The sequence below is a fragment of the Mesorhizobium helmanticense genome (genome assembly GCF_003034915.1).
In the GTDB taxonomy this organism is placed as follows: Bacteria; Pseudomonadota; Alphaproteobacteria; order Rhizobiales; family Rhizobiaceae; genus Mesorhizobium; species Mesorhizobium helmanticense.
The window spans coordinates 136,528-160,302 of sequence record NZ_PZJX01000007.1 but is presented as its reverse complement, the minus strand read 5'-3'; the positions used below and the strand labels follow the sequence as shown (position 1 = coordinate 160,302).

The window sequence follows — 23,775 nt, the reverse complement described above, 5'->3', positions numbered from 1 at the left end:
CCTATCCAGCCCATTCACATCTTTTTTCGCGTCGCGGCGCGTGCGGCGGCTGTCTGCCGTCCACCGGCCGCGCGGCGCTCACTTCCGGAATTCTTTCAATGCAACGTATCAAAACAGTCAAAACGCTGACGCGCGCGGCCTCGGCCGCTTTGTTCCTCGTCGTGCAGGCGCTTATCTGCATCGGAACCGTTTATTGGGCGATCGCCGAGACGCTCGGCATGGCGGGAACCGCGGCGCTGGTCCTCGGCGGCATTTTTGCCGTGCCGTCCTTACATGTCATCATTATAGCCGTTCGCATGGCCTATGAGGCGGAAACCGACCCGGCGAACCAATAGACTTCCATACGAGCTTCACTGGGTCGGCGTCCGCACTGACGACACATTTTTGGGCGAAAAGCTGGTCAAAGCAACTTTTCCGTTACGAACGGCGTGGCCGCGGCAATGCCGTTCGGGAGAGAAACGAATGGACAGATTGCAATTCGAGGTGCCGGTGCGCATCACGACTGCGCCTGGCCTGCCGGTCGAGGAAATCTACAGCGTCGAACAGGCGCTGGATTTCCTGCAGGACTGGCCGGTCCGCCGTCAAGGCCCGGTCTATCAGGCTGCGTTCAATGCCTGCTTCGGCGCCACGGTCGACCTGGTCAAGACCGAGGATGCCTGCCGGGCGTTCATGGCGTTCTGCCGGGCGAGCCGCCTGCTGGCCCGAGACATGATGGTTCGGAGCAAACGGGGTAGCGAGGCGAGGGGGCTTAGAGCCTAGCGCCAGCCGAGCTCCAGGCTTTTCAGGAAGCGGTCGAAGATCGGGTCGAACCGGTCCGGCGAATCCCAGAACGGCGCATGGCCCGATTTGCCGATCAGGTGCTTCTTGCCTTCCCACAGGTTTGAGAACGGGATCGTGTCGACGAAATCGGTGTCGACGAACGGTTCGTCGGCGCCGTTGAGCACGGCTATCGGCGGTGTCTTGCCGAGGATTATCTGGCTCTGATCATTGCCAAAGCCGGAGGCGAACTTGCCGAGCATCAGCGCGCGAGCACGACCATCGGTGCGCGCAACGGCATTGCGGAGCAACTGGTCATAGGGCTCGCCGCAGGTCGAGTGCGCATAGGCGTCGATATCCTCCTCGGTGAAAATCTCCTGGCCTGCGAGGTTCATATGCGGGCTGGTTTTGAAGCCCTTGCTGAGATCGGCTGCGGCGATCGGCGGTGTTCCGGTGATCATCAAACCGAGCATGCCGGGATAGCGGTCGATCATCTCCAGCCCGATATGACCGCCCAGCGACCAGCCGAAGACCGCGGCCTTTTCGATGCCGAGCCTGTTCATGACCTCGGTCATTGCATCGGCATAGCCAGGCATGGAGTAGCTACGCTCCGGGTCGACCGCATTGCCGGACTCGCCGTGTCCAGGAAGATCGGCGGCGATCAGATGGTAGGTCGCGCCGATCCTGCCGTCGAACTGATTGCGGAAGACGGCGCCCGACGACGAATTGCCGTGGATCATCAGCACCGGCATGCCGGTGCCGCCACTCTCGCGCGCGGCGATCGTGCCGTGACTTGTTTCGATCGTCCTGACCGTAGTCGCCATCCCTGTCTCCACTGTCCGCCTTCGCTTGCCGCTGCATCCCGGCAAACTGCCTGAAAATGCTTCACACGGTTTCGCACGTTTAATGAGTAGGCAAATCCGCGTGTCTGCTCATGAAAATATCTTTTCAAATTGGCCCACCTGTGCATTATTTGTCAATCATCCAACCATCGCCAGGACAAACAGGGGAACAGGGACAATGAAAACAATGTCGATGAAACGCCATTTCAGGCACATCCTGCTTGGAACCGCGCTGGGCGTGATGCTGAGCGCTGCGCCGGCGCTGGCCGACGTGGTGAAGATCGGCCTGCTGGCGCCGCTGACCGGCCCGGCGGCGGCCGACGGCCAGGAATTCCAGCGCGGCGCGCAGATGGCGATCGATGAGGCAAACAGCGCGGGCGGCATTGACGGCCATACGTTCGAACTGGTCGTGGGCGACGTGAAGGATCAGTCGGCTGCGAACGTCACCAGCGCGGTCGAGCGCCTGCTCGGCGACCAGGACGTGCATTTCATGCTGACCGGCTATGCCAGCCTGACCAATTTCGAGATCGACAACATGGCCGAGGCGGAGATGCCCTATATGCTCGCCGCCACGTCGCAGCAGACCAAGGACATCATCGCGCCCGATCCGGAAAAATACGCTTGCTGCTGGTCGCTGACGCCGTCCTTCGATGCCTACAACACCGATGTCACCAGTTTCGTCGAGAAGCTGGCGGCCGAAGGCAAGATCACGCTGCCGACCAAGAAGGTCGCGATCATCTCGTCCGACAATGCCTATTCGAAGACCATCTCCGAAGGCATGAAGAAGACCTTCAAGGAAAAGGGCTGGACCATCACTGTCGACGAACTCGTGCCCTTCGGCGAAGTGACCGACTGGCGTTCGATCCTGGCCAAGGTGCGCGAGGACGTGCCGGATGTGGTCATCAACACCGACTACCTGCCGGGCAATTCGGCCTCGTTCCTCAACCAGTTCCTGGAGCAGCCGACCAAGAGCCTGGTGTTCCTGCAATATGCGCCGAGCGTTCCGGAATTCGTCGAACTGACCAAGGAAAAGTCGAACGGCGTCATCTATGACCTTCTCGGCGGCGCTCTGACCACGCCGAAGAATCCGCGCGCAGATGAAGTGGCTGGCAAATTCAAGGCCAAATTTGGCGTGGAGAGCGGCACCTACGGCGTTGCCCTTTACGAGATGGTCAATGTCTATTTCGACGCGCTGAAAAAGGCAGGCGATCCGAAAGACCATGCGGCGATCATGAAGGCGCTGTCCGAGACCGACAAGCAGGTCGCCGAAGGCCGCCTGAAATTCGATCCGGCGACGCATCTTGCCATGCAGGGCGACGACTACATCCCGATCACCTTTTTCCAGATATGGGACGGCAAGCGCACCCTGATCTCGCCGGCCAAATACGCGACCGGCGAGTTCCAGGCGCAGCCCTGGATGAAATAGCGGCATGCCGCTGCTCGAAGTCGAGGGCGTATCGAAGGCGTTCGGATCGCTGAAGGCAGTCGACGATGTTTCCCTCGCCGTCGAGGCGGGGGAAATCTTCGGCATCGCCGGGCCGAACGGCAGTGGCAAGAGCACGCTGTTCAATGTCATCACCGGCATACCGTTCGGCCCCGACAGGGGCCGGATACGATTCGACGGCACGGACATCCAGGCGCGGTCCGGCAATGGTATTGCACGGCTGGGTCTTGCCCGGACCTTCCAGCGTGAGACCAGCTTCGACGGGCTGACCGTGTTCGAGAACGCGCTGATCGGCGCTGGCTACGGCAAACCCGGGCGAAGGGCAGCCGAGGCGCGGAGCCGCGCCGTCGAGGCGCTGGAGTTCGTCGGCCTTTCGAGCCCGGCCTTCGGGCGCCTCGCCGGCGAATTGTCGGTGTTCGACCGCAAATGCCTGATGCTGGCAACGGCGATCGCCACGGAACCGCGCATGCTTCTGCTCGACGAGCCGGCATCGAGCCTGACCAAGCCGGAGATCGAAACCTCGATCGGGTTGATCCGGCGGACGGCCGAGCGCGGCATCACCGTGGTGCTGATCGAACATGTGCTGACCTTCCTGATGAGCCTGTCGCAGCATCTTCTGGTGCTGAACCAGGGCCGGGTGCTGGCCGCGGGTGAGCCCAAGAGCGTGATCGCCGACCCGCGCGTGGTGGAAGCCTATCTCGGCACGAGGAGATCGGCGGCGTGAGCGAAAACCCGATCCTAAGCGTCGAGGCGGTGACATCAGGCTATGGCCGGGTGACCGTCCTGCACGACATAACGCTGGAAGCCGGTCGCTTCGGCAATGTCGGGCTGTTCGGCCCAAATGGTCACGGCAAGACGACGCTGCTCCGGACCATTTCCGGCCTGGTCGCGCCGAAATCCGGCCGTGTCGCCTTCGACGGCAAGGACATTACCGGCTTGAGTGCGCGCGCCATCGTCGCCACTGGCCTGATCCATGTGCCGCAGGGCAACAAGCTGTTCCCGGATCTGACGATCGGCGATTGCATGGCGCTTGGCGCCTATTCGCCACGGGCACGGCCGCACGAGGCCGAGAACCGCGAAAAGGTGGTGAAGCTGTTCCCCAAGCTTGCCGAGCGCTGGCGGCAAAGGGTGCGCACGCTTTCCGGCGGCGAGCGCCAGATGGTGTCGATCGGCACGGCGCTGATGAGCCATCCGCGCCTGCTGATCCTCGACGAGCCGACCCTTGGGCTGGCGCCGAAAATCAAGGACGAACTCTGCGCCGCCGTCATGGACATATCGAAGGGGGGCGTGCCGCTGGTCGTCGTCGAACAGGACATCGAGTTCCTGCTCGAGCTCAGCCGGCAGCTCTTTCTTGTCGATCACGGAGCGGTCAAGACCGAGATCCGGCCGGGCGAGAGCCTCGAGCACAGTGAAATCATGGCCATGTATTTCGGGCATTGAAAGCGGGAATGGACAGGACATGAGCGTCTTTTCGGACATCGTCTTCGGCGGCCTGTTCCAGGGCTCGCTCTACGCCATGATGGCGGTGGGGCTGGCGCTGGTCTGGACGACGATCGGCGTGTTCAATTTCAGCCATGGCGTGTTCATGATGCTGGGCGCCTATTTCGCCTGGCAGTTGGTCGCCTTCGGCCTGCCGGTGGTGATCGCCTTCCCGCTCGCCGTCATCGTCATGGCGGGCGCCGGCTGGATCCTGCAGGCTTCGGTGGTGCGGCCGCTGATCGGCCGTCCCAACATCGTGCTGGTCGTGGTCATCACCACGCTAGCGGCGGGCTCGCTGATCGAGAACGGGGCACTGACGGTCTGGGGCCCGCGCTCCAAGCAATTGCCGAGCCTCATCGAGGGCAACACCACCATCGCCGGCGTCGGCGTGTCGCTGCACCAGATCGCCATCATCGTCATCACGCCGCTCATTCTGGCCGCCCTGTGGTCGTTCCTCAACCGCACGCGGCTCGGACTGGCGCTGAGGGCGGTGGCGCAGAACGAGGATGCCAGCCAGCTCGTCGGTCTCAATGTCACGGCGCTTTACGGGCTTGCCTTCGCCATCGCCGCATCGCTGGCGGGGCTCGCCGGGATCTTCATGGGCGGCTACCGCTTCATGAACCCGTCGATGGGCGCCGACCCGCTGCTCAAGGCGCTGATTGTGGTGGTTTTCGGTGGTATTTCAAGCATTTCGGGGCCGATCTTCGCCGCCTATCTGATCGGGTTCTTCGAGGCGGCGAGCAACTATTATTTCGGCCTCTACTGGACACCGGCACTGCTTTTCCTGGTACTCATCGGGACGCTCATGGTGCGCCCTGAGGGCATTTTTGCCGGCCGTTCCCGGGGGCTGGCATGACGCTCCTCGACATCGCCATCCCGTCCGCGCCCGGCCGCGTCACCTGGAACCGCGAGGCGATCGGCTTCGTGGCTGGCTTCCTTGTGCTCGCCCTGTTGCCGCTCGTTTTCGGCGACAGTTACAGCCGGCACGTGCTGATCATGATCTTCATCTATGCCGTCGTCGCCTCGAACTGGGATCTCAGCCTAGGCTATGGCGGCGTCTTCAATTTCGGCCATCTCGCGCTGTTCGGCATCGGTGTCTATGCCTACAGCCTGCTGGCCAAGGTGGCCGGTGTCGATCCGTGGATCGCGCTGTTTTCAAGCGGCGTGATCGCGACGCTGGCGGCCGTGCTGGTAACCATTCCGATCCTGCGGCTGAAGGGCATCTATATCATCCTGGTCACGTTCGGCTTCGCCCAGCTTGTCATGCAGGTCATCATCAGCCAGTCGGACCTGACAGGCGGTACGCAAGGGCTGGTGCGGGTGCCCGGCCTCTATGTCTTCGAGCACAACATGATCCGCGACGGCAAGCTCGCCTATTTCTACATCGCGCTGGCGCTGCTGGTGGCGAGCACGCTGTTCCTGCGCCTGTTCGTGCGCTCGCGCGCCGGCGCCAGCATCGTGGCGCTGCGCGACAATGAGGAATATGCCATCAGCCGCGGTGTCTCGCTGGCCAGGCAGCGCATGGTGACGCTGGCGGCAAGCGCCTTCTTCACCGGGATCGCCGGCGCCTTCTACGCCGCCTACCAGCGCAACGCCTCGATCGACGTGTTCGGCATGAGCCTGGCGACCATCATCCTGTCGATGGTGCTGCTGGGCGGGACGAGCACGATCTACGGCGCCATCATCGCATCCTTCGTGCTGACCGTCTTTTCCGAGGCGATGGCCGATTTCGGCGCGTGGCGGCCAATGATCACGGCGCTGCTCATCATCGTCATCATGCTGGTCTATCCAAGCGGCCTGGTCGGCATGATCCGCGCCGCCTGGACATGGGTAGCCGAGCGCGTCAAGCGCCCAGCCTGACGACACCTCAAGTCAACGCACCCCGCACCAGTCGATGACGGAAGCGGCGATGACCTTGGCGGTTTCCACCACAGAGTCGACCTCGACATATTCGTCGGCACCGTGGAAGCCGTCGCCGGACGGACCGAAGATGACGCCGTCGACGCCGGCGCCGGCATAGTGCGCGGCGTCGCACACCGCGACGAAACCTTTCACCTCGGGCGTCTTGCCGATACGCGCCTTGTTGGCGACGAGCGACTTGACCAGCGGATGATCCGGCGAAGTGTTCATCGGCGGGAAATAGAGGCCGCCCAGCTCCCACTTGATGGTCGGCGGGTTGTTGCGCAGCCAGGCGTCGGCGGCGGCGAAATGGTGGACGAAGGTCTCGAAATCGCGACGGTAGTCGGCTGAGTTCTCGTCGGGCAGGAACTTCATGTCGAGGTCGAGCACGGCGACATCCGGAATGATCGCCGGATTGGTCATCACCGTCGGCAGGCCATCCTCGCCAAGCCCGGTGCCTCCATACATCACGCCGATGTTGATGGTGTTCATGCCAAGCGGCAGCAGCGGATGCGATCTGGCCCGCGTGCGGTCGAGTTCGTATTGGCGTACAGCCGTTATGAAGCGGGCAGCCAGCTCGATGGCATTGACGCCAGGTTCCAGGCGGTCCTTGCCGTGACGCTGCGGATAGATTTCATTGTAGCGCAGCGCCGAATGCGCGTTGCGGCCGCGGATCGTCACCCGCGCCCATTCGAGCCCGCCCTCGACCGGCAGGACGTCGCCCCAGGTCGGTTCGGCGACCAGCACGGCCTTGGCGAGCTTGCCCCTGGCAACCGCGTCCATGGCGCCGAAGCCGCCGGCCTCCTCGTCGACCACGCTGTGGATCGCCAGCCGGCCCTGAAGCGTGATGCCGGCCTTACGGATGGCATGCGCGGCAGCGATGCAGGCGGCCACACCGCCCTTCATGTCGACCGCGCCGCGGCCATAGAGACGACCGTTGGTGATGGCGGCGCCAAACGGATCGACCGACCAGTTCTTCATTTCGCCGACCGGCACGACGTCGATATGGCCGCACAGGATCAGGCTACGCTCCTCATCGCCCGCCCATTCGCCGGCGAGATTTGGCCGGCCCGGCAAGGCGTCCCATTGCTCGGTCGAAAAGCCGTCCGCCTTGAGGATCGGCTCCAGCAGTGCCTGGACGTCGGCCTCGCGGTTCAGGCCTTGCTTCGTCTCGAATTTGGGATTCACCGAAGGAATCCGCACCATGTCGCTGGTCAGCCCGATCACCCAGTCGCGATCCTTGTCGATCTCGGCTTGCGCAGCGGCAATGGCCGCATCCCTGTCCAACATGTCGATGTCCTTTCGTGCTGCCGCCTTGGCGGCGTTCGTGATTGTTGGTGTGCAGGGATGTCGGCTGCCCGGCTGACGATGTCGGCCCTGTCATGTCGATTTGTGCTTGCCTCTCACAAACGGGGCCGCCCACTTCGCCGGATCGCCGACGGCGGCCTTCTTGGGGCCGGCGCCGGCAAAATCCGATGCGTCGAGCGTCACGCCATTGGCGCGGCGAATGCTTTCGATGTCCTCGATGCGCTTGCGCACCCTCTGGCCTTCGGTCTCCAGCGCATGGGCGACTACGGTCTCCATCTGGACAACGGCCGTGGCCAGCGTGTCGAAGGGCGAATTGGCCTCGATCGCGGCGATCAACGTCAGGTCGGCCTGTTCGGAGATGGGCGAAAGCCAGGGATCGGTGAAGAGCAGGATGCCCATGCCGCGCTCGCGCGCCTGGCGGGCGAAGTTGACCACGTCGGACTGGTAGCGGCGGTAGTCGAAGACGACGAGCAGGTCGCGCTTGCCGAGATCGATCAAGAGGTCGAAATCCGTCGGCGCCAGCGAGCCGATGTCGTGCACACCGGGGCGGAACTGCACGAGATAGCCAGCCAGCATCGAGGCGATGTGGCGGCTGAAACGTCCGCCGAGCAGCACGACCTGGCCCTTGCAGTCGAGCAGCATCTTCGCCGCCCGGCCATAGCTTTGGGAGGCAACAGCCGTGCGCGTCCGCTCAAGGCTGTCGGAAACCGAGTGAAAATAGTCGTTGACCGTGCCGTCACTCGAATTGGCGGGACGCTTGGCCTCCATCATCAGCAACGGCGAGTGCAGCCGGGATTCGATTTCCGCCAGAAGCTTGCCCTGGAAGGCGGCAAAGCCGCCATAGCCAAGCTTGACCATGAGGCGCATGACCGTGGGATCACTGACGCCCGCCGCCTTTGCCAGGCGCGTGGCGGTGCCAAGGCCGGACATCGGATAGTCGGCAAGAAGAACCTGCACGATCTTGGCTTCGGCGGATGTGAGGACCAGGGTGGTATGCGCCAACTCTTCGCGGATCGACACCGGACCTCTCCCTTTCCGCTACAGTCGATGATAGAGAAATTACAAATTCTATTCCTGATGTCAATTTTTGGAAGGATTTCTACAAGATTGAGATTCGGAGCTCCCGTCTGTCTCACCCAGGTTGTGCGGTAAAGGCCACTCTGTGCGAGCGCGGCCCGAATCGGCTATGGCTCCAGCATGCAGGAAACGTCTCTTTACACGCCGGTGAAGCGGTTTCTTGAGAGCCTGGAATACACTGTCAAAGGCGAAGTTGGCGGTTGCGATGTCGTCGGTTTGCGAGATGGCGAGCCGCCGGTGGTCGTCATTTGCGAACTGAAACTGCAATTCAACCTCGAGCTCGTCCTTCAAGGCATCGATCGCGCCGCGGCGTGCGATGAGGTCTGGCTCGCCGCGCGCATGTCGAGCAGGGGCAAAGGCCGCGAGCACGATCGCCGGTTCCGAGCGCTCTGCCGCCGGCTCGGCTTCGGCCTTCTGGCGGTCGGTTCCTCCGGCAATGTCGAACTGCTGCTCAGTCCGGCCGCCCTGCCGCCGCGGCGAGATCCCAGGCGAAGATCGCGCCTGATGGACGAGCACCGGCGCCGGCGCGGTGACCCTGTGGTCGGCGGCGGTTCCCGCACACCGATCATGACCGCTTACCGGCAGGATGCGCTGGCCTGCGCCGCGGCGATGGTGGACGGTCCCAAGCGCCCGCGCGACCTGAAAGCCATCTCGCCTCGCGCCGCCAATATCCTGCTTCACAATGTCTATGGATGGTTCGCCAGGGCCGAGCGCGGCGTCTATGCGCTTACCGAAATTGGCCATGCGGCCTTGCAGCGCTGGCCACAGCCGGCACCATGACGAGGTATCGCCGGCATACCTATAGTGGCGCAGTCCGTGCGACGTAGGCAACCGTCGCAAAAATCGTACTTCATTATATTTTGATAAAATAGCGATTATGGACGTGCGATCCGAACCCATCCACGCAGAAATGCGATTCGCCGCTGCCTTCGGCGGTATTGTTCTTGTTGGCGCTCGGCTAACTGATTGGTTCTGAAGGGTGGGTTTCGGCTACCGCTGTTCTTTTCATACATCTCGCTCGTATCCGAATCTCTGGATAGATTGAAGTACGCGGGAAATGAAGGCAGGCCTTCGTGCCAACCCACATCGCAACCGATCGGCGTAGAATCCTCAAGGGTGCTCTCGGGGGCGTCGGCCTGCTGGCCTTGCCTCGAACATCCTGGGCTGAAGTCGAACCCTTTCAATTCGGCCTCACGCCGGTCTTCCTGTCAAATGATCTGGAACTCCTCAATCATCTCCGGGGATATCTGACCAAGAAAATCGGCAGCCCGGTCGAACTGGTAACCCGCCGGACCTACCAGGAAATCACGGCGCTGCTCGTGTCCGGCCAGATCCACTCTGCCTGGATCTGCGGCTACCCCTACGTTCAATACAAAGCGGATCTCGACCTGGTCGCCACACCCGTCTGGCAAGGTCAACCGCTCTATCAGTCCTATTTGATAGCCGCTGCCGGACGCGTCGTGGATGATTGGCACGGCCTCAACGGTGATGTTCACGCCTTTTCCGATCCGGATTCCAACTCAGGCTTTTTGGTGACGCGAACGCTTCTTGCGAAGAATAAGCTTCTCCCCGAGGCATTCTTTTCACGCAGTTTCTTCACCTACGGTCACCGCAACGTCGTGCGAGCGGTAGCGTCCGGCCTGGCGCAATCAGGCAGCGTCGACGGCTATGTCTACGAGGTGATGCGTGAGACCGACCCTGACCTGATCAAACAGGCGAAGATTGTTCGCAAGTCAGAATGGCTGGGGTTCCCTCCGGTGGCCTCGCCCAAATCCCTTGCCGGCGATCCCCGCGTAGAGGCCCTGCGGCAGGCCCTTGTTTCCATGAGGGATGATTCCGAAGGCAAGAAAGTTCTCGACCTCCTTCGGCTCGACGGGTTTCTCGCCACCGACCCATCGCTGTTCGACACGATTGCGGCCGAGGTCGAAATCGTGAGGCAATTCGGGTGATCTTGATCAGCCGCTTCAGGTCGATCCCGGTCACCTATCGCGTGCCGGCAATCGTTGCGTTGCTGATGGTTGTGATCAGCGCGGTGATTTCGGAACACGTTCTTGACCGCCTCTCGCGTACGCAAGAGGGCTTCCTGAACGGCCTTGCCGAAACATACCTCGACGGCCTCTCGTCCGCCGTCATCCCTTCGGTCCTGAGAGGAGATGTCTGGGAGGTGTTCGACGCACTTGACAGGTCCAAGTCGTCGTATGCGGCTCTGTCTCCGATCGAAACGGTCGTGACCGGGTCGGATGGTCGAATCCTGGCAGCGACGGACCCCACCCGGATGGCGACGTTCTCGCAACTGCCGGACAGCTATCTGAGCCGCTATGGTCCTGGTGTCGTGACGATCGACGAATCCGCGCTGACCGGCTTCGCCAAGCGCGATCTCATCTATCAGGGACAGCCTGTCGGGACCATCCACGCCACTTTCGACGTCTCGCGCCTGTTCGCCGAGCGCCGCGAAATCTTGTTCACTCTGCTGGTCACCAATGGCTTGCTGGCCGTGCTTTTTTCGCTCGGCGGCTTTCTCATCGTCCGGCAGATGATCGCACCGATGCGCGTTCTCGAAAACCACATGCGATCCGCCGCGCATGGAGCGGCCGAGCCAATTTCACCGGGCGAAATTCCAGCTGGGGACTCGGAAGTGGCGGGGCTTTTCCGCGGCTACAACACCCTCGTCCATGCAGAGCGTGAACGCGCGAATTTCGCCATGCAGCTGGCCGAGGAAGAAAAGCTGTCCAGTCTGGGTCGGCTGGCATCCGGAATGGCCCACGAAATCAATAACCCCTTGGGCGGCCTCTTCAATGCCCTGGATACATTGAAGACCCATGGCGAAACCCCTGGTGTCCGCGATACGTCGATCAGTCTGATCGAGCGTGGCCTCGCTGGAATCCGCGACGTCGTCGAGGCGGCGCTGGCGACCTACCGTCCGGAGCGGTCGCAACGGCTTCTCACCGCGGAAGACTTCGATGATGTCCGCCTTTTGCTCAAGCCTGAACTGCGCCGCCGACGGCAGCGCCTGGATTGGGACATGGCATGGAACGGCGCTGGGGAGATTCCGATCAAAGGAGGTCCGGTCCGCCAGGCCGTGCTCAACCTGCTGCTCAATGCAAGTACAGTAACGCCGGAGGGAGGAGTGGTTTCATTGAAGGCAGGGAGCAGGGACGACCGCTTGCGCATCGAGATCGGCGACCAAGGCCCCGGAATGTCGCCGGACATCGCCGCAATACTCACGCACGAAGACCCTGGCCCTGCGGTCCGGGCTGGCCGGGGTCTCGGTCTGTGGATGGTCCGCCGCGTAGTTGACGATCTTGGCGGCAGTGCCAATATCACTGCCAAACAAAACGGAGGGACGGCGATCACGCTCGAAATTCCCTTCGGTGGGGAGACCGCCAAAGCCAATGCTGCCTGAGCGCGCACGGATAGGACTTATCGAGGACGATCCCGTCATGGGCGGATCGATCCTTCAGCGCCTTGAGCTCGAAGGTTGGCACGTGACGTGGTGGCATTCGGGAGGCGAGGCGATCAACGGCATATCTGCGGTTTCGGGTGCTCTTGATCTCATCGTTTGCGATGTCCGGTTGCCCGACATTTCCGGCGAGCTGGTCTTCAACGCCGTGGCCAAGATACCGAACGCGCCGCCGTTCATGTTCGTCACCGGATTCGGCGAGGTCGACCAGGCGGTGCGGCTGATGCGGGCGGGCGCGGTCGATTTCATGACCAAGCCCTTCGCCATGGACGAGTTCCTGCGCCGCATCGAGGCTGGGCGAAGGACGACGAACGCGGAGCTTAGGCTGAAAGGCTATTTTCTCGGCGAGTCGCGCGCCATCCAGTCCGTGGAAGACCTGCTGCATCGTTATGCGCGACACGACATGCCGGTCTTGATCACCGGAGAAACCGGAGCTGGCAAGGAGGTGGCGGCACGCCTGCTGCACCAGATATCGCCGCGAAGCTCGGAACCGTTCGTGTCCGTGAACTGTGCGGCCATTCCTGCGGAGCTGCTCGAAAGCGAGATCTTCGGTCACGAGAAGGGCGCCTTTACTGGGGCGCAGCGACGTCATCTCGGTTATGCCGAACGCGCCGGCAAAGGCACGCTGTTTCTTGATGAGATCGGCGACATGCCGCTGTCACTTCAGGCAAAGATGCTTCGGCTGATCGAGGAAGGGAGTTTCCATCGCGTCGGCGGTGAAGCGCCGGTTGCTCTTGGCGCGCGCATCGTGACCGCGACGCATCGGGATCTTGCAGTTCGCGGCGGAGCTACGGGCTTCCGGGAGGACCTTTATTTCCGGCTGGCGGTCTTGCCGGTGACAATCCCGCCACTGCGGGAGCGACTCGAAGATATTGCCTGGCTCCTCGACAGGTTCCTCGAAAACGCGGTCAGCCGTTCGGATGTGCGCATTCGAGGGTTCAGCGCGTTGGCGGAGGAGGCCGCCCTTGCCCATCCCTGGCCAGGTAATGTTCGGGAGCTCAGAAACCGCGTGGAACGGGCCGTGGCCCTCTCGACCAGTGAATGGATTATGCCCTGCGATCTGTTCCCCGAACATGCGGCCGTCAGCGCATCTTTCGCGCCGCTCGCCGATGTCCGCGACGCCGCCGAGCGCCGCCAGATCGAGCGCGCCCTCGAACAGACTGGCGGACAGATCGCCAAGGCGGCCGGCCTCCTTGCCATATCCAGGACGACGCTCTGGGAAAAGATGACCCGCTTTGGCCTTGTAGAAGGGCCGCGTTCGGAAAGCTGAACCTTCGGCGCTGCAACATGTTCGGAATTCCGAACGTCGCGCCCGGTCATCCGAATGGTTCAATGCGCTTTTCCTAATGAAATGGGCGACCTGCTCGCTTGGCACGGGTGTTGCAAGGCTCCTGGCGGAGAAGACTTCGCCAATGGGAGGAATACATGGATCGCTGCAACAAGCTGGTCGACGTCGGCCGCCGTCAATTTCTGAGGGGAGGGGCATTTGCCGCCGCGGGGATGGCCACGGCAGTGGCCTTGCCCGCGCAATCTCAGGCCAAGGCCGCACCGGGTCTCGCCCTGGTCGAATACCCTTCGAACAAGCTGGCCAACGTTGCCGACCTGAAGGTCAACGAACCCCTGGAGGTCAACTATCCAGACGAGAACGCGCCCGGCGTGTTGCTTAAGCTTGGAACCAAAGTGGAAGGCGGCGCCGGTGCTGAAGGCGATATCGTCGGGTTCTCGACTGTATGCCCACACAAGGGATTCCCGCTCAACTACAACGCGGAGGATCATTCCTTCAACTGTCCTGGCCATTATTCGCGTTTCGACGCGGATGCCGGCGGGCAGCAGATCTGGGGCCAGTCGACAGCGAACCTGCCTCAGTATGCGCTACGCATCGACGACAAGGGGGACATCTATGCCGAGGGAGTCGACGAGCTCCTCTACGGCCGCCTGAGCAACGTACTTTAAGGGAGGATCGGATCATGGCTTACAAACGTCACATCGACCGTCTGCCGATCATCCCGGCCGACGCCAAGAAGCACAACGTCACCTGCCACTACTGCATCGTCGGCTGCGGCTATCACGCCTACACCTGGCCGACCAACAAGCAGGGCGGCACCGATGCCGCCTCCAACGCTTTCGGGGTCGATCTTTCTCAGCAGCAAGCTGCCGAGACGGACGCCTGGTACGCGCCCTCCATGTACAATGTGGTCAAGCAGAACGGTCAGGATGTCCACATCGTCATCAAGCCCGATAAGGACTGCGAGGTGAATTCCGGACTGGGATCGATCCGGGGCGCCCGCATGGCTGAAAACCGCTTCAGCGCCACCCGCGGAACACAGCAGCAGCGCCTCACCTCGCCGATGGTCTGGCGATATGGCCAGATGCAGCCGACCTCGTGGGGCGACGCACTCGACCTCGTCGCACGGGTGACGGCCGCCGTGGTCAAGGAGCAGGGTGAAGATGGTCTGTTCGTCTCCATGTTCGACCATGGTGGCTCAGCCGGCGGCTACGAGAACACCTGGGGCACTGGGAAGCTTTATTTCGGCTCGATGAAGATCAAGAATGTCCGCATCCACAACCGTCCGGCCTACAATTCCGAAGTCCACGCCACCCGCGACATGGGCGTTGGGGAGCTGAACAACTGCTATGAGGATGCCGAACTGGCCGACACGATCATGGCTGTTGGCACCAACCCCCTCGAAACCCAGACCAACTATTTTCTCAATCACTGGATACCTAATCTGCGGGGTGCGACACTGGACAAGAAGAAGGCGCAAATGCCCGACGAGCCGCACGCAGCGGCGAGGATCATCATCGTCGATCCGCGTCGCACGGTCACGGTAAACGCTTGCGAGGCGGAAGCCGGGAAGGACAATGTCCTTCATCTCGGCCTCAATTCGGGAACGGACCTTGCGCTCTTCAACGCGCTGTTCACCTACATCTCCGACAAGGGATGGACGGACAACGACTTCATCAAGAACAGCACGGTTCAGCAAGGCACGCAGCGGCCAGCGCTCTATCCCGCACGCGGCGAGGCTGACGGCAAACCCGGTCACCTGACCAACTATTCGGGCGCGGTGGAAGGCTGCAAACTCTCGATCGACGACGCTGCCAAGATCACTGGGCTGAAAGCGGAGGATATCGTCAAGGCGGCCGAATGGATTGCCATGCCCAAGGAAGGCGGCAAGCGGCGACGCACCATGATCGGCTACGAAAAGGGCCTGATCTGGGGCAACGACAACTATCGTACCAACGGTGCCCTTGTGAACATCGCGCTGGCGACGGGCAACATCGGACGCGAAGGCGGCGGCGTTGTTCGCCTGGGCGGACATCAGGAAGGCTACGTCCGTCCGTCCGACGCGCATGTCGGAAGACCCGCGGCCTATGTCGATAAGCTGCTGATCGAAGGCAAAGGCGGAGTCCATCACATCTGGGCCTGCGATCATTACAAGACGACGCTGAACGCCCATCAATTCAACATGGTCTACAAGAAGCGCACCGACATCGTGAAGGATGCGATGAACGCCGTGCCCTATGGCGACCGCGATGGAATGGTCAAGGCGATCACAGCCGCGATCAAGGCCGGAGGTCTGTTCTCGGTCGACGTCGACATCATCCCCTCGAAGATCGGCGCGGCGAGCCATGTCTGGCTGCCGGCGGCGGAGTCCGGTGAGATGAACCTCACCTCCATGAACGGCGAGCGCCGTATGAGGCTCGTCGAGCGCTATATGGACCCGCCTGGCAACGCCAAGCCCGATTGCCTGATCGCGGCCGGACTAGCTCAGCACCTGGAAAAGGTGCTGCGCGACATGGGCGACGCCAAATATGCGGACCAGTTCAAGGGCTTTGACTGGAAGACGGAAGAAGACGCCTTCATGGACGGTTATCATCAGAACGCCGGCGGTGGCGAGCATGTGACCTACGAGCGCTTGAAAGCCATGGGCAACAACGGCTTCCAGGAGCCGGCCACGGCCTTTGCGGACGGCAAGATCGTCGGCACGAAGCGCCTTTACGCGGATGGCGTGTTTTCCGGCGAGGGCGGCAAGGCCCACTTCATGGATGCTCCATGGCGCGGCTTCCAGGCGCCCGGCAAGGACGCGCAGAAGGCGAAGTTCAAATATCTGATCAACAACGGGCGGGCCAACCTCATTTGGCAAAATGCCTTCCTTGATCAGGCCAACGATTTCGTCATGGACCGCATGCCCTTCCCCTACATCCAGGTCAATCCGGACGACATGGCCGAACTGGGGGTCAAGGCCGGTGATCTGGTCGAGGTCTTTAACGACGACGGCTCGACCCAGGCGATGGTCTATCCGACACCAACCGCCAGGAAGGGTGAGACCTTCATGCTGTTCGGATTCCCGACCGGCGTGATGGGCAATGTCATCAACGACGGCGTCAACGAACTGGTGATACCAAACTACAAGCAGACATGGGCGGATATCCGAAAGATTTCGGATGCGCCGGAAGCTGTGAAGCACCTGACCTTCAAGTCGTTGGAGTATCAGACGCCATAGAGTTCTGCACCCCTCCGCCGCGGGCCTGGCGTTCGCATGCCCGCGGCGGATTTCCTTGGGACTCGTCAATTTTCCAAAAGGGAGAAACTGAGTGAAGTGCAAAAGCATTCTCGTTATCGTCTCCGTTCTGACTGCGTTTGTCACCACGGCCAACGCGCAGGACGTTGAAGCAGGCAAGACGGTTTTCAAGAAATGCGCGGTCTGCCACGCGGCCGACAGCACGACCAACAAGGTGGGCCCCCATCTCGGCGGTCTGATCGGAAGGACTGCCGGGGACGTCACTGGGTTCAACTATTCGAAGGCAATGAAAGACGCCGGCGCTGGCGGTCTGGTGTGGAACGAGGACACGCTTGCCAAGTATCTCGTCGACCCAAAAGCACTGGTTCCGGGAACGAAAATGGCTTTCGCTGGGCTGAAAAAGCCGGAGGACATTCAGAATGTCATCGCCTATTTGAATAGCATCCCAAAGTAGGGCCTCATGAAAGCCGCGATCGCTGCGACAGAACGAGACCTGTCAGGCGGGTTGCTGAAGGCAGGGCGATTTCCGTCGATATTGCCACCGCCAAGGCCGTTGCGATTGCAAGGAGCGTGCGAGAAACCGAAGCCATTCCGCTGATGGCGGCTGCGGGCCGGCAGGCGCGCATTCCCGGGCAACCGTCCACTACCCGAACGCAGCGGCTCATGCGCCGGCGTGGCGATCCTGTGGTCGGTGGCGGCTCCGGCGCACCGATCATGACGGCTTACCGGCAGGACGGGTTCCAAGGGCCCGCGCGACCTGAAGGCCATCTCGCCTCGCGCCGCCAACATCCTGCTTCACAACATCTATGGTTCGCCTGGGCCGAGCGCGGCGTCTGTGCGCTTACCGAAATTGGCCCTGCGGCCTCAGCGCTGGTCCACGGTCGGCTCCATGACGAAGCGGTTGTCACTTGCCGTCGAAGGATTGTTGAAGGAAGCGAAACGTGACAGCCTCTTGCGAACGGTGAGGATCGCTCCGGCGACGGAGGCTGGGCAATCGAATTGATGGTGACCTCTATGGAGTCCCCGCGAAGATGAAGGTGATTTCCGCCATCGTGCTTATGCTCTGCAGCCTCATGGCGGGCTGTGCATCGCCTTTGCGCGCGTCGGTCGACACCACGAAATACGACACGATGAGTTGCGTCGAACTCAACGTGTCAATGGGCACCGTCGCCAGCGAGATCTCGCAGACGGCGATCGCCCGGGGCAAGGTTGCTCATGCGAATATCCCGACCTGGGTATGGGGCGGCCAGCGCGTCGCTTCCACTGTCGCTGCCCGCGAAAGCGCGAAGATCGAGCGGCTGCAGCGGCAGCAGGCTGCGATTGCAGCAGCCAGAAGCAGGAAATGTTAATTGCGCCGACGCGCGACGTTGGCCAAGGCAGTTAGCAGGCGCATAGTCTAGAAAGCGCCCATTGCAAACTCTTCCGCTTGGTAAGCGCGATCAGGATCGGCGCGATGAAGCCCCCCGGCTTCTCGGGAGCAGGAAACCATCCTTCAGCAACTCCAAGGCGTCGAGTGCCTCCTCATCCTGCAAATTGGTCAGAGGCACGTCGCCCACGAAGACAACCATTTCGTCGTCTATGTCGTAGACTTCCCAAAGTCCGTCCTTGATCCTTCGGATGGCGTGCCGACGTTCCATGAGCGGAAGCTAATTGAGTCTCGGAAATGGCGCGTAGAAAAAATCGGATGGGCTAATATTAGCGGTGGAAAACTTAAGAGCACCTTAGCGCGTGGCGGTTGATCTTGAAGGCGTCCCTGGGAAATGCGGCGGCCCAGCGGCTTGGTAGATCACTGGCAGCGGTAGGCCGCTGGGCCTGACCAGCGGCCATGGGGGAGGCTCTCGCCGGCTGGCGAATACATGCGCTCAAGCCGATTCGAGCGAAACATGCGAATGAATTATGACAGGGCCTAAATTCTTCGGCGCGGCGCGTTTGTCGCTGCGGAGCCAAATGTGTCCGAAAACGGGGGGCTCGAAATGGATCGATAGATCGGGCACGGCAGCAAACGTCGGGCAGGCAAACAAGCGGGCGGCATTTGTCCCGATCTGGAGCCGCCCCCGATCTGGAACCACCAAGGTGGTGGATCGCAATTTCAAACTCTGCGCTGCGGCAGGTGATCCGGGTTTTGGGGGTCGGCCACAGCATTCCTGTTGCACTTTCGACAATCACCGCCACCAAACGGTTACACGAGAGGGCCATGCTGGCTTGTCTTAACCAGGAGGTAACCATGACTTTGACGTACAAGGCGGTTCAGGAAGTGCTCCGAAAGGCCGGCATTGTCATGAGCAAGAAGGGGGGAGTTCACCGCATAAACTTCTTCAGCGGTCTGGAAGACACCGCCTTCTACACGCCAAATCTTCAGGATGTCCTTGACAAGGGCCTGGCGATGGCGAGCGGAAGGCCGCGATCAAGCGGCTACCTCAGGTCGGTCGAAGAACGGCGGATGGCGACGAGGGCGCATCTGACAAGTGCGCGCCCGCTGATGCGCCTCGTGGTAAATCGCGAAGGCAGGATCGCCGACTGATCCCGAGGCGGAGAAGAATTATGGGCGGCTACCGCGAGCGCGGTGTTGTTGCGAATTGGAGCAACGATTCCGACAACGAAAATTCGCCGCCGACGTAAGTTCTCAAAGATGTATGTGGTTTTGGTTGGTTATCTGGTACGCCCAAGGGGAATCGAACCCCTGTTACCGCCGTGAAAGGGCGTCTAGATGATCCAATGGCGTTAAAGCGTGCTCAATTAATTCAACATCTTAGCCTGTGATCTGTGCACTTGTGTTTATGCTTGTCCAACTCTGTTGAGGGGTATATATTGGACAAAGTGTTGGACACGAAAGGGCGCCGGCCATGGTCGAGAAGGTTCGCGACAGGAAGATGGATACGCCGAACGCCCGCAAGGCGTTGCCGGCGCGCGGCAAGCCATACTATCGGACCATCGCCAAGGGCCTTCACCTTGGCTATCGGAAGGGCCAGACCGGCGGGCGCTGGGTGGCGCGGCACTATGTCGGCGAACAGGACTATGTAGTCGAGACGATCGCCGATGCCGACGACAGGATGGAAGCCAACGGCACAACCATCCTGACTTTTTCCCAAGCACAGGATCTTGCTCGCCAACTTCACGCTCAGCGGAATGCGCCGGCACCAAAGGCAGGCCCGTACACCGTCAATGACGCTCTCGACGCCTATGTCCATTGGATGGAAGGCAAGCGGAAATCTGCGCGGGATACCAAGTGGCGTCGGTCCCTGATCGAAGCAGAGTTAGGCGACAAGGAGGTTGCCAAGCTCACGGCCGATGAAATCCGCAAGTGGCACCGCAAGATTTCAGAGACGCCGCCTCGGCTGCGGACAAAGAAGGGCAAGGAGCAGCGATTTCGCGAGCCTGCCAGCGACAGCGCGTCGATCCGGCGTCGCCGCGCCACGGCAAATCGCGTCCTCACCATCCTGAAAGCCGCGCTCAATTATGCGTGGCGAGAGGGCAAGGTCGACTCCGACAAAGAATGGCGCCGCGTGGAGCCGTTTGAGGACGTAGAGACGGCTCGCGTGCGCTATCTTTCCATTCCCGAGGCAAAGCGTCTGGTGAACGCCTGTGAGCCGGATTTCCGCAATCTGGTGCAGGCTGCCCTCCAGACGGGAGCACGCTATGGCGAATTGACCCGGCTTACCGTCGCGGACTTCAATCCCGATGTCGGTACCTTGACGATCAGCGAAAGCAAGTCGGGCGATTCCCGGCATGTCGTCCTGACTGACGAGGGCAAGCGCCTATTCACGCAACTCGGCGCCGGCAAGCAGGGCTCTGATCTGCTGCTGACCAATGCCGCCGGCAACCGTTGGGGCAAGTCTCACCAATCCCGGCCGATGATTGACGCCTGCGCAACGGCCAAGATCAGCCCGGTAATCGGCTTCCATGGGCTTCGCCACACCTGGGCAAGCTTGGCCGTTATGAATGGAATGCCGCTGCTCGTCGTCGCCGCGCAGCTCGGGCACACTGATACCCGCATGGTCGAAAAGCACTACGGCCACCTGTCGAAGTCTTACATCGCAGAGGCGGTGAGGGCGGGGGCTCCCCGGTTCGGGACAGTCGAAGAGACGAATGTCGTCGGGATGGGAGGCTGACCCATGTCCATCCCCGTTGACAAGAAAACAGTTTCTGCCTTTGGCGGTGTGCCCTCGTTCAAACCGGACTGGGACCGTGTCCAGCTAAAGGCTACCATTATCTTGCCTCCCGACGCCCGAGACAGCCTTGCCGAGCTTGCCCGCGAATATTTGATCGCGCGGGCGGCTGAGCTTGCGGCAGTTTCGATTGACAGCATTCTTGAGCGACTGGACACAATTCAGAAGGGAGCGGGCGACACGTGGCAGGCAATGCTGATCGCGGCGCCGGATGCTGGCGCGCTCGCCGGAGCCAGAGCCGCCATCGACTCAGAACTGTTGCTTCTGGACCACCCCGACGCGCCTGAGCGAGCCGAATCCACCGAAGCGATGATCTCCCGCCTCACCGTATTTATCGCCGCGTGCCAGATGGCCAGGCGAAAACTCGATGCTGGCAGGAAGTCAGCTCATTTTGGCAGCTTCAACTCAGCTTGGCACGCCTTCCTTCGCGGGTTCGACAAATGGTCCGAGACAGCCGGGATTAGTGGCAAGTGGGGCAATAGTTCCAGTATGCCGACGCCGTTCCTCTTGCTGCTGGACGCTCTAATGAAGGAAATGCCGGAAGGATGGAGGCGCGAATACAATTCGATATTGCCCGCACTGGGCAAGCAGGTTCGGGAAGTTCGGAACCTTTGAGAGATGGCGCGGGGGCGGGAAGCATCCCGTGTAAAAGTATTGGCGGATGATTTCCTAGTATAAATCAGTCGCACGCAGTTACGAATAGTCATCCAACAAGATTGGTTCATGTGAACCTGAAAGGATGACTATGAACACCGTGACGGCAGCACTCACCATCCCGGAATTTTGCCAGGCCAACCGCATCAGCCGGGGAAGTTTCTACAATCTCAAGAAGGCCGGCAAGGCCCCGCGCCTCATGGTCGTGGGCAACCGCGTCCTGATCTCGCCAGAGGCGAACGCGGAATGGCGCCTTGCTCGCGAGCAGGATGCTCTCACCGTTGAGGTGGCGGCGTGACCTTTCAGCCCTCCGCAGAAATGATTGACGCCGTTGTTGAATGGCGCCAGCGCCGCCCGGATGAGCAGGTGCGGCAAGCCATCGTGCCATTGCTTCGCGATCGATTTGGCATTGGCCCGGCCGAAGCTGTCGAGGTGATCCGCCAGAGCCATGCAGGAGGCCCCGATGCAGACGCTTCCTGAAATGCGAAAGCCCGCCGGCCAGGGCGAGCTTCGCGAAGTCATTCAAAGCAGCAAGGACTTCGACAATACCGAAACCCTCCGTCTCCTGCAAGCGGCGCGCATCCTTCGCCGCATTCCGATGTCGGTTCCCCTGGCTCTGACAACCGCCAGGCTCGCCTATGGGGGCTCGCCATGATCGAGGAGATGTACATCGATGCCGCCGTCCGTCACTTGGCGGCAGCGCGCAACCACCTGCAATGCGCGGTGCTTCGCTTCGATGACGCGGGCTACGAACACGACCCGACTGAACGGTCATACAGCTACGTCGCGGGCATCGTCGCCGAGTTCAACGGCAGGCCGTATCGGCTGGTACCAACACCGTCACCCGATCATGTGTTGGAGGCGGCCAGGGAGTGGCGCCGGCAGGCCAGGAGGGGCTATTGACCAACACCCCCATTCAACTGCTGAGCTACACAGACATGCGCGACCTGCCTGAGCCGGAATGGCTTGTGCAGGGCCTCATCCAGAAGCAATCGACAGCCGTCATGTTCGGCAGGTCGAATGCCTTCAAGAGCTTCATCGCCATCGACATCGGCCTAAGTGTCGACACCGGCCAGGACTGGCACGGCCACACTGTCAGCACCGGCGGCGTGCTGTTTGTAGCTACAGAAGGCGCGAACGGTGTCGGCCGTCTTCGAATCCCTGGCTGGTACGATCACCACCGCATCGACGAGGGCGATCGCCGCGCGTTTCTTTATCCGAAAGAGATCCGGCTCGACGTGACCGACGACATCACGGCACTGATCAACGCCATGAACATCCGCGGCTACTTCGGCCTCGTCGTCATCGACATCTTCGGCGGTTCAATGGCCGGTTCGGAGATCGAGGACAAGACAGCCAGGGCATGGGTGCACGGCGTCCAGCGCATCCTGCGCGAAACCGGCGCGTCAATCCTCACCGTAGCGCATACAGGTTGGGCGGATGACAGCCGGGCGCGAATGCATACCCACTTCTGGGGCAGCTTCGACACGCGGCTCAAGGTTGAGGGTGACAAGGAAGCGATGACAGCCACATTGACGGTCGAGAGGCACAAGGACGCCGACAGCACCGGCTCTTGGGGCTTCAGGATGGTGCAGGCCGGCGACAGCCTTGTTCCTGAGATGGACGCCAGCGTGAAGGCCGGCGCATCCAGAAAGGCCACTCTCTCCCCCGGCAACAGGGCAGCCCTCATCGCCTTGGACGAGGCGCTGCAAGAGCATGGCGTGAGGAGGGAAGGCCCGGACTGGCCGGGATGCCAAGTCGTGCAGATCGACCAGTGGCGGAAGCGCTTCTACCTCCATTCCATCGGGGATTCGCCAGAGGCTAAGAAGAAGGCTTTCCAGCGCGCGCAGTCAAAGCTCCGAGATACGGGCCACGCGCAATACTTCGATGATCATGCATGGCTGTGTCATGGCTGAGTGGCCGGGACCGGGACATGGGACATATCTATAGATATATGTCCCGTCCTGTCCCGTTTCACCGTCACCGGGACGCACCGGGACATTGTCCCGCTCTGTCCCGTTTGTCCCGCCTGAAATGACCTTCAGGGAAGGGGCGAGAATAGGCCCTCTCGTCAGCCTGCGAGGCCAATCTTTTTCTTCGAGGCCTGAGGCGAAGATGAACAACGATGCATGAGTTGACAGTTGCCGCTGTATCAAGGCGGTAAATT

26 protein-coding genes and 1 tRNA gene are annotated in these 23,775 nt (G+C 61.4%); 23 read left to right on the top strand and 4 right to left on the bottom strand.

Annotated elements, in window-relative coordinates; translation table 11 throughout:
* Positions 1-98 precede the first annotated feature (98 nt).
* Both C9427_RS04940 and C9427_RS04935 read left to right on the top strand, forming a co-directional pair.
* Positions 99-335: a hypothetical protein gene (locus C9427_RS04940; RefSeq protein WP_107648061.1), complete on the top strand. Its 237-nt coding sequence runs from the start codon at positions 99-101 to the stop codon at positions 333-335.
* A gap of 127 nt (positions 336-462) precedes the next feature.
* A complete protein-coding gene (locus C9427_RS04935; protein ID WP_107648060.1) occupies positions 463-759 on the top strand; it encodes a DUF982 domain-containing protein in 297 nt (98 codons plus the stop codon).
* Here the strand turns inward: C9427_RS04935 and C9427_RS04930 are convergent.
* The gene (locus C9427_RS04930; RefSeq protein ID WP_107648059.1) at positions 756-1,580 is read right to left on the bottom strand and encodes an alpha/beta fold hydrolase; all 825 of its coding nucleotides are present in this window, start codon (positions 1,578-1,580) and stop codon (positions 756-758) included. The two genes, C9427_RS04935 and C9427_RS04930, sit on opposite strands and share 4 nt — an antisense overlap.
* 205 nt (positions 1,581-1,785) lie before the next feature.
* On the opposite strand from C9427_RS04930, the gene C9427_RS04925 reads away from it, so the two are divergent.
* From C9427_RS04925 to C9427_RS04905, 5 genes are read left to right on the top strand one after another with little or no spacing between them, the layout of a single operon-like run.
* On the top strand, positions 1,786-3,024 hold the full coding sequence (locus C9427_RS04925; protein WP_167434250.1) for an ABC transporter substrate-binding protein: 1,239 nt from the start codon (positions 1,786-1,788) through the stop codon (positions 3,022-3,024).
* Positions 3,025-3,028: 4 nt separating this feature from the next.
* Positions 3,029-3,766 (top strand): ABC transporter ATP-binding protein, encoded by a 738-nt coding sequence (locus C9427_RS04920; RefSeq protein ID WP_107648057.1) that lies wholly within the window; start codon positions 3,029-3,031, stop codon positions 3,764-3,766.
* Positions 3,763-4,482 carry an ABC transporter ATP-binding protein gene (locus C9427_RS04915; RefSeq protein ID WP_107648056.1) on the top strand — a complete coding sequence of 240 codons (720 nt, stop codon included), beginning with the start codon at positions 3,763-3,765 and terminating at the stop codon, positions 4,480-4,482. Before C9427_RS04920 ends, C9427_RS04915 begins: the two co-directional genes overlap by 4 nt.
* 19 nt (positions 4,483-4,501) lie before the next feature.
* Positions 4,502-5,377 (top strand): branched-chain amino acid ABC transporter permease, encoded by an 876-nt coding sequence (locus tag C9427_RS04910; RefSeq protein WP_107648055.1) that lies wholly within the window; start codon positions 4,502-4,504, stop codon positions 5,375-5,377.
* Positions 5,374-6,381: a branched-chain amino acid ABC transporter permease gene (locus C9427_RS04905; RefSeq protein WP_107648054.1), complete on the top strand. Its 1,008-nt coding sequence runs from the start codon at positions 5,374-5,376 to the stop codon at positions 6,379-6,381. The genes C9427_RS04910 and C9427_RS04905 overlap by 4 nt, the downstream gene beginning before the upstream one ends.
* Before the next feature lie 12 nt (positions 6,382-6,393).
* Here the strand turns inward: C9427_RS04905 and C9427_RS04900 are convergent, their stop codons facing one another.
* Both C9427_RS04900 and C9427_RS04895 read right to left on the bottom strand, forming a co-directional pair.
* Positions 6,394-7,710, bottom strand: a complete 1,317-nt coding sequence (locus C9427_RS04900) for a M20 family metallopeptidase (RefSeq protein WP_107648053.1) — start codon at positions 7,708-7,710, stop codon at positions 6,394-6,396.
* A 90-nt stretch (positions 7,711-7,800) separates the two neighbouring features.
* Complete coding sequence (locus tag C9427_RS04895) at positions 7,801-8,748, bottom strand: MurR/RpiR family transcriptional regulator (RefSeq protein WP_107648052.1); 948 nt, start codon at positions 8,746-8,748, stop codon at positions 7,801-7,803.
* 177 nt (positions 8,749-8,925) lie between these two features.
* Between C9427_RS04895 and C9427_RS04890 the strand changes: the two genes are divergently transcribed.
* The 9 genes from C9427_RS04890 (at position 8,926) to C9427_RS04840 (ending at position 19,309) form a co-directional block, all read left to right on the top strand.
* On the top strand, positions 8,926-9,585 hold the full coding sequence (locus tag C9427_RS04890) for a DUF2161 domain-containing phosphodiesterase (protein ID WP_107648051.1): 660 nt from the start codon (positions 8,926-8,928) through the stop codon (positions 9,583-9,585).
* A 293-nt stretch (positions 9,586-9,878) separates the two neighbouring features.
* Complete coding sequence (locus tag C9427_RS04885; protein ID WP_107648050.1) at positions 9,879-10,754, top strand: substrate-binding domain-containing protein; 876 nt, start codon at positions 9,879-9,881, stop codon at positions 10,752-10,754.
* Complete coding sequence (locus C9427_RS04880) at positions 10,751-12,208, top strand: sensor histidine kinase (protein ID WP_146172504.1); 1,458 nt, start codon at positions 10,751-10,753, stop codon at positions 12,206-12,208. The genes C9427_RS04885 and C9427_RS04880 overlap by 4 nt, the downstream gene beginning before the upstream one ends.
* A complete protein-coding gene (locus C9427_RS04875) occupies positions 12,198-13,535 on the top strand; it encodes a sigma-54-dependent transcriptional regulator (protein WP_107648049.1) in 1,338 nt (445 codons plus the stop codon). Before C9427_RS04880 ends, C9427_RS04875 begins: the two co-directional genes overlap by 11 nt.
* Positions 13,536-13,690: 155 nt before the next feature.
* The gene (locus C9427_RS04870; protein WP_107648048.1) at positions 13,691-14,218 is read left to right on the top strand and encodes an arsenate reductase (azurin) small subunit; all 528 of its coding nucleotides are present in this window, start codon (positions 13,691-13,693) and stop codon (positions 14,216-14,218) included.
* A 14-nt stretch (positions 14,219-14,232) separates the two neighbouring features.
* The gene (locus C9427_RS04865; RefSeq protein WP_107648047.1) at positions 14,233-16,770 is read left to right on the top strand and encodes an arsenate reductase (azurin) large subunit; all 2,538 of its coding nucleotides are present in this window, start codon (positions 14,233-14,235) and stop codon (positions 16,768-16,770) included.
* A gap of 91 nt (positions 16,771-16,861) precedes the next feature.
* The gene (locus C9427_RS04860; protein WP_107648046.1) at positions 16,862-17,242 is read left to right on the top strand and encodes a c-type cytochrome; all 381 of its coding nucleotides are present in this window, start codon (positions 16,862-16,864) and stop codon (positions 17,240-17,242) included.
* A 577-nt stretch (positions 17,243-17,819) separates the two neighbouring features.
* A complete protein-coding gene (locus tag C9427_RS04850; protein ID WP_107648045.1) occupies positions 17,820-18,137 on the top strand; it encodes a hypothetical protein in 318 nt (105 codons plus the stop codon).
* Positions 18,138-19,012: 875 nt separating this feature from the next.
* Positions 19,013-19,309, top strand: coding sequence for a hypothetical protein (locus C9427_RS04840; RefSeq protein WP_107648195.1), 297 nt, complete (start codon positions 19,013-19,015; stop codon positions 19,307-19,309).
* A 133-nt stretch (positions 19,310-19,442) separates the two neighbouring features.
* Here the strand turns inward: C9427_RS04840 and C9427_RS04835 are convergent.
* A tRNA-Ser gene (locus C9427_RS04835) sits at positions 19,443-19,510 on the bottom strand.
* Positions 19,511-19,631: 121 nt separating this feature from the next.
* On the opposite strand from C9427_RS04835, the gene C9427_RS04830 reads away from it, so the two are divergent.
* The 7 genes from C9427_RS04830 (at position 19,632) to C9427_RS04810 (ending at position 23,524) form a co-directional block, all read left to right on the top strand.
* Complete coding sequence (locus tag C9427_RS04830) at positions 19,632-20,897, top strand: tyrosine-type recombinase/integrase (RefSeq protein ID WP_107648043.1); 1,266 nt, start codon at positions 19,632-19,634, stop codon at positions 20,895-20,897.
* 3 nt (positions 20,898-20,900) lie between these two features.
* A complete protein-coding gene (locus C9427_RS04825) occupies positions 20,901-21,569 on the top strand; it encodes a hypothetical protein (RefSeq protein ID WP_107648042.1) in 669 nt (222 codons plus the stop codon).
* Between the two features lie 130 nt (positions 21,570-21,699).
* The gene (locus C9427_RS04820; protein ID WP_107648041.1) at positions 21,700-21,906 is read left to right on the top strand and encodes a transcriptional regulator; all 207 of its coding nucleotides are present in this window, start codon (positions 21,700-21,702) and stop codon (positions 21,904-21,906) included.
* On the top strand, positions 21,903-22,088 hold the full coding sequence (locus C9427_RS33745) for a hypothetical protein (RefSeq protein WP_146172503.1): 186 nt from the start codon (positions 21,903-21,905) through the stop codon (positions 22,086-22,088). Before C9427_RS04820 ends, C9427_RS33745 begins: the two co-directional genes overlap by 4 nt.
* Positions 22,072-22,263 carry a hypothetical protein gene (locus C9427_RS33740; RefSeq protein WP_146172502.1) on the top strand — a complete coding sequence of 64 codons (192 nt, stop codon included), beginning with the start codon at positions 22,072-22,074 and terminating at the stop codon, positions 22,261-22,263. The genes C9427_RS33745 and C9427_RS33740 overlap by 17 nt, the downstream gene beginning before the upstream one ends.
* Positions 22,260-22,511, top strand: coding sequence for a hypothetical protein (locus C9427_RS04815; RefSeq protein ID WP_107648040.1), 252 nt, complete (start codon positions 22,260-22,262; stop codon positions 22,509-22,511). Before C9427_RS33740 ends, C9427_RS04815 begins: the two co-directional genes overlap by 4 nt.
* The gene (locus C9427_RS04810; protein ID WP_146172501.1) at positions 22,508-23,524 is read left to right on the top strand and encodes an AAA family ATPase; all 1,017 of its coding nucleotides are present in this window, start codon (positions 22,508-22,510) and stop codon (positions 23,522-23,524) included. The genes C9427_RS04815 and C9427_RS04810 overlap by 4 nt, the downstream gene beginning before the upstream one ends.
* The last annotated feature ends 251 nt before the right edge of the window (positions 23,525-23,775 follow it).

Bases quoted from the DNA above. Each gene is read 5' to 3' on its own strand.
- C9427_RS04825 (WP_107648042.1), top strand. From the start codon at position 20,901: ATGTCCATCCCCGTTGACAAGAAAACAGTTTCTGCCTTTGGCGGTGTG.
- C9427_RS04815 (WP_107648040.1), top strand. From the start codon at position 22,260: ATGATCGAGGAGATGTACATCGATGCCGCCGTCCGTCACTTGGCGGCA.
- C9427_RS04850 (WP_107648045.1), top strand. From the start codon at position 17,820: ATGAAGGTGATTTCCGCCATCGTGCTTATGCTCTGCAGCCTCATGGCG.
- C9427_RS04920 (WP_107648057.1), top strand. From the start codon at position 3,029: ATGCCGCTGCTCGAAGTCGAGGGCGTATCGAAGGCGTTCGGATCGCTG.
- C9427_RS04870 (WP_107648048.1), top strand. From the start codon at position 13,691: ATGGATCGCTGCAACAAGCTGGTCGACGTCGGCCGCCGTCAATTTCTG.
- C9427_RS04890 (WP_107648051.1), top strand. From the start codon at position 8,926: ATGCAGGAAACGTCTCTTTACACGCCGGTGAAGCGGTTTCTTGAGAGC.
- C9427_RS04900 (WP_107648053.1), bottom strand. From the start codon at position 7,710: ATGTTGGACAGGGATGCGGCCATTGCCGCTGCGCAAGCCGAGATCGAC.
- C9427_RS04865 (WP_107648047.1), top strand. From the start codon at position 14,233: ATGGCTTACAAACGTCACATCGACCGTCTGCCGATCATCCCGGCCGAC.
- C9427_RS04935 (WP_107648060.1), top strand. From the start codon at position 463: ATGGACAGATTGCAATTCGAGGTGCCGGTGCGCATCACGACTGCGCCT.
- C9427_RS04925 (WP_167434250.1), top strand. From the start codon at position 1,786: ATGTCGATGAAACGCCATTTCAGGCACATCCTGCTTGGAACCGCGCTG.
- C9427_RS04840 (WP_107648195.1), top strand. From the start codon at position 19,013: ATGACTTTGACGTACAAGGCGGTTCAGGAAGTGCTCCGAAAGGCCGGC.
- C9427_RS04830 (WP_107648043.1), top strand. From the start codon at position 19,632: ATGGTCGAGAAGGTTCGCGACAGGAAGATGGATACGCCGAACGCCCGC.
- C9427_RS04820 (WP_107648041.1), top strand. From the start codon at position 21,700: ATGAACACCGTGACGGCAGCACTCACCATCCCGGAATTTTGCCAGGCC.
- C9427_RS04940 (WP_107648061.1), top strand. From the start codon at position 99: ATGCAACGTATCAAAACAGTCAAAACGCTGACGCGCGCGGCCTCGGCC.
- C9427_RS04930 (WP_107648059.1), bottom strand. From the start codon at position 1,580: ATGGCGACTACGGTCAGGACGATCGAAACAAGTCACGGCACGATCGCC.
- C9427_RS04910 (WP_107648055.1), top strand. From the start codon at position 4,502: ATGAGCGTCTTTTCGGACATCGTCTTCGGCGGCCTGTTCCAGGGCTCG.
- C9427_RS04875 (WP_107648049.1), top strand. From the start codon at position 12,198: ATGCTGCCTGAGCGCGCACGGATAGGACTTATCGAGGACGATCCCGTC.
- C9427_RS04905 (WP_107648054.1), top strand. From the start codon at position 5,374: ATGACGCTCCTCGACATCGCCATCCCGTCCGCGCCCGGCCGCGTCACC.
- C9427_RS33740 (WP_146172502.1), top strand. From the start codon at position 22,072: ATGCAGACGCTTCCTGAAATGCGAAAGCCCGCCGGCCAGGGCGAGCTT.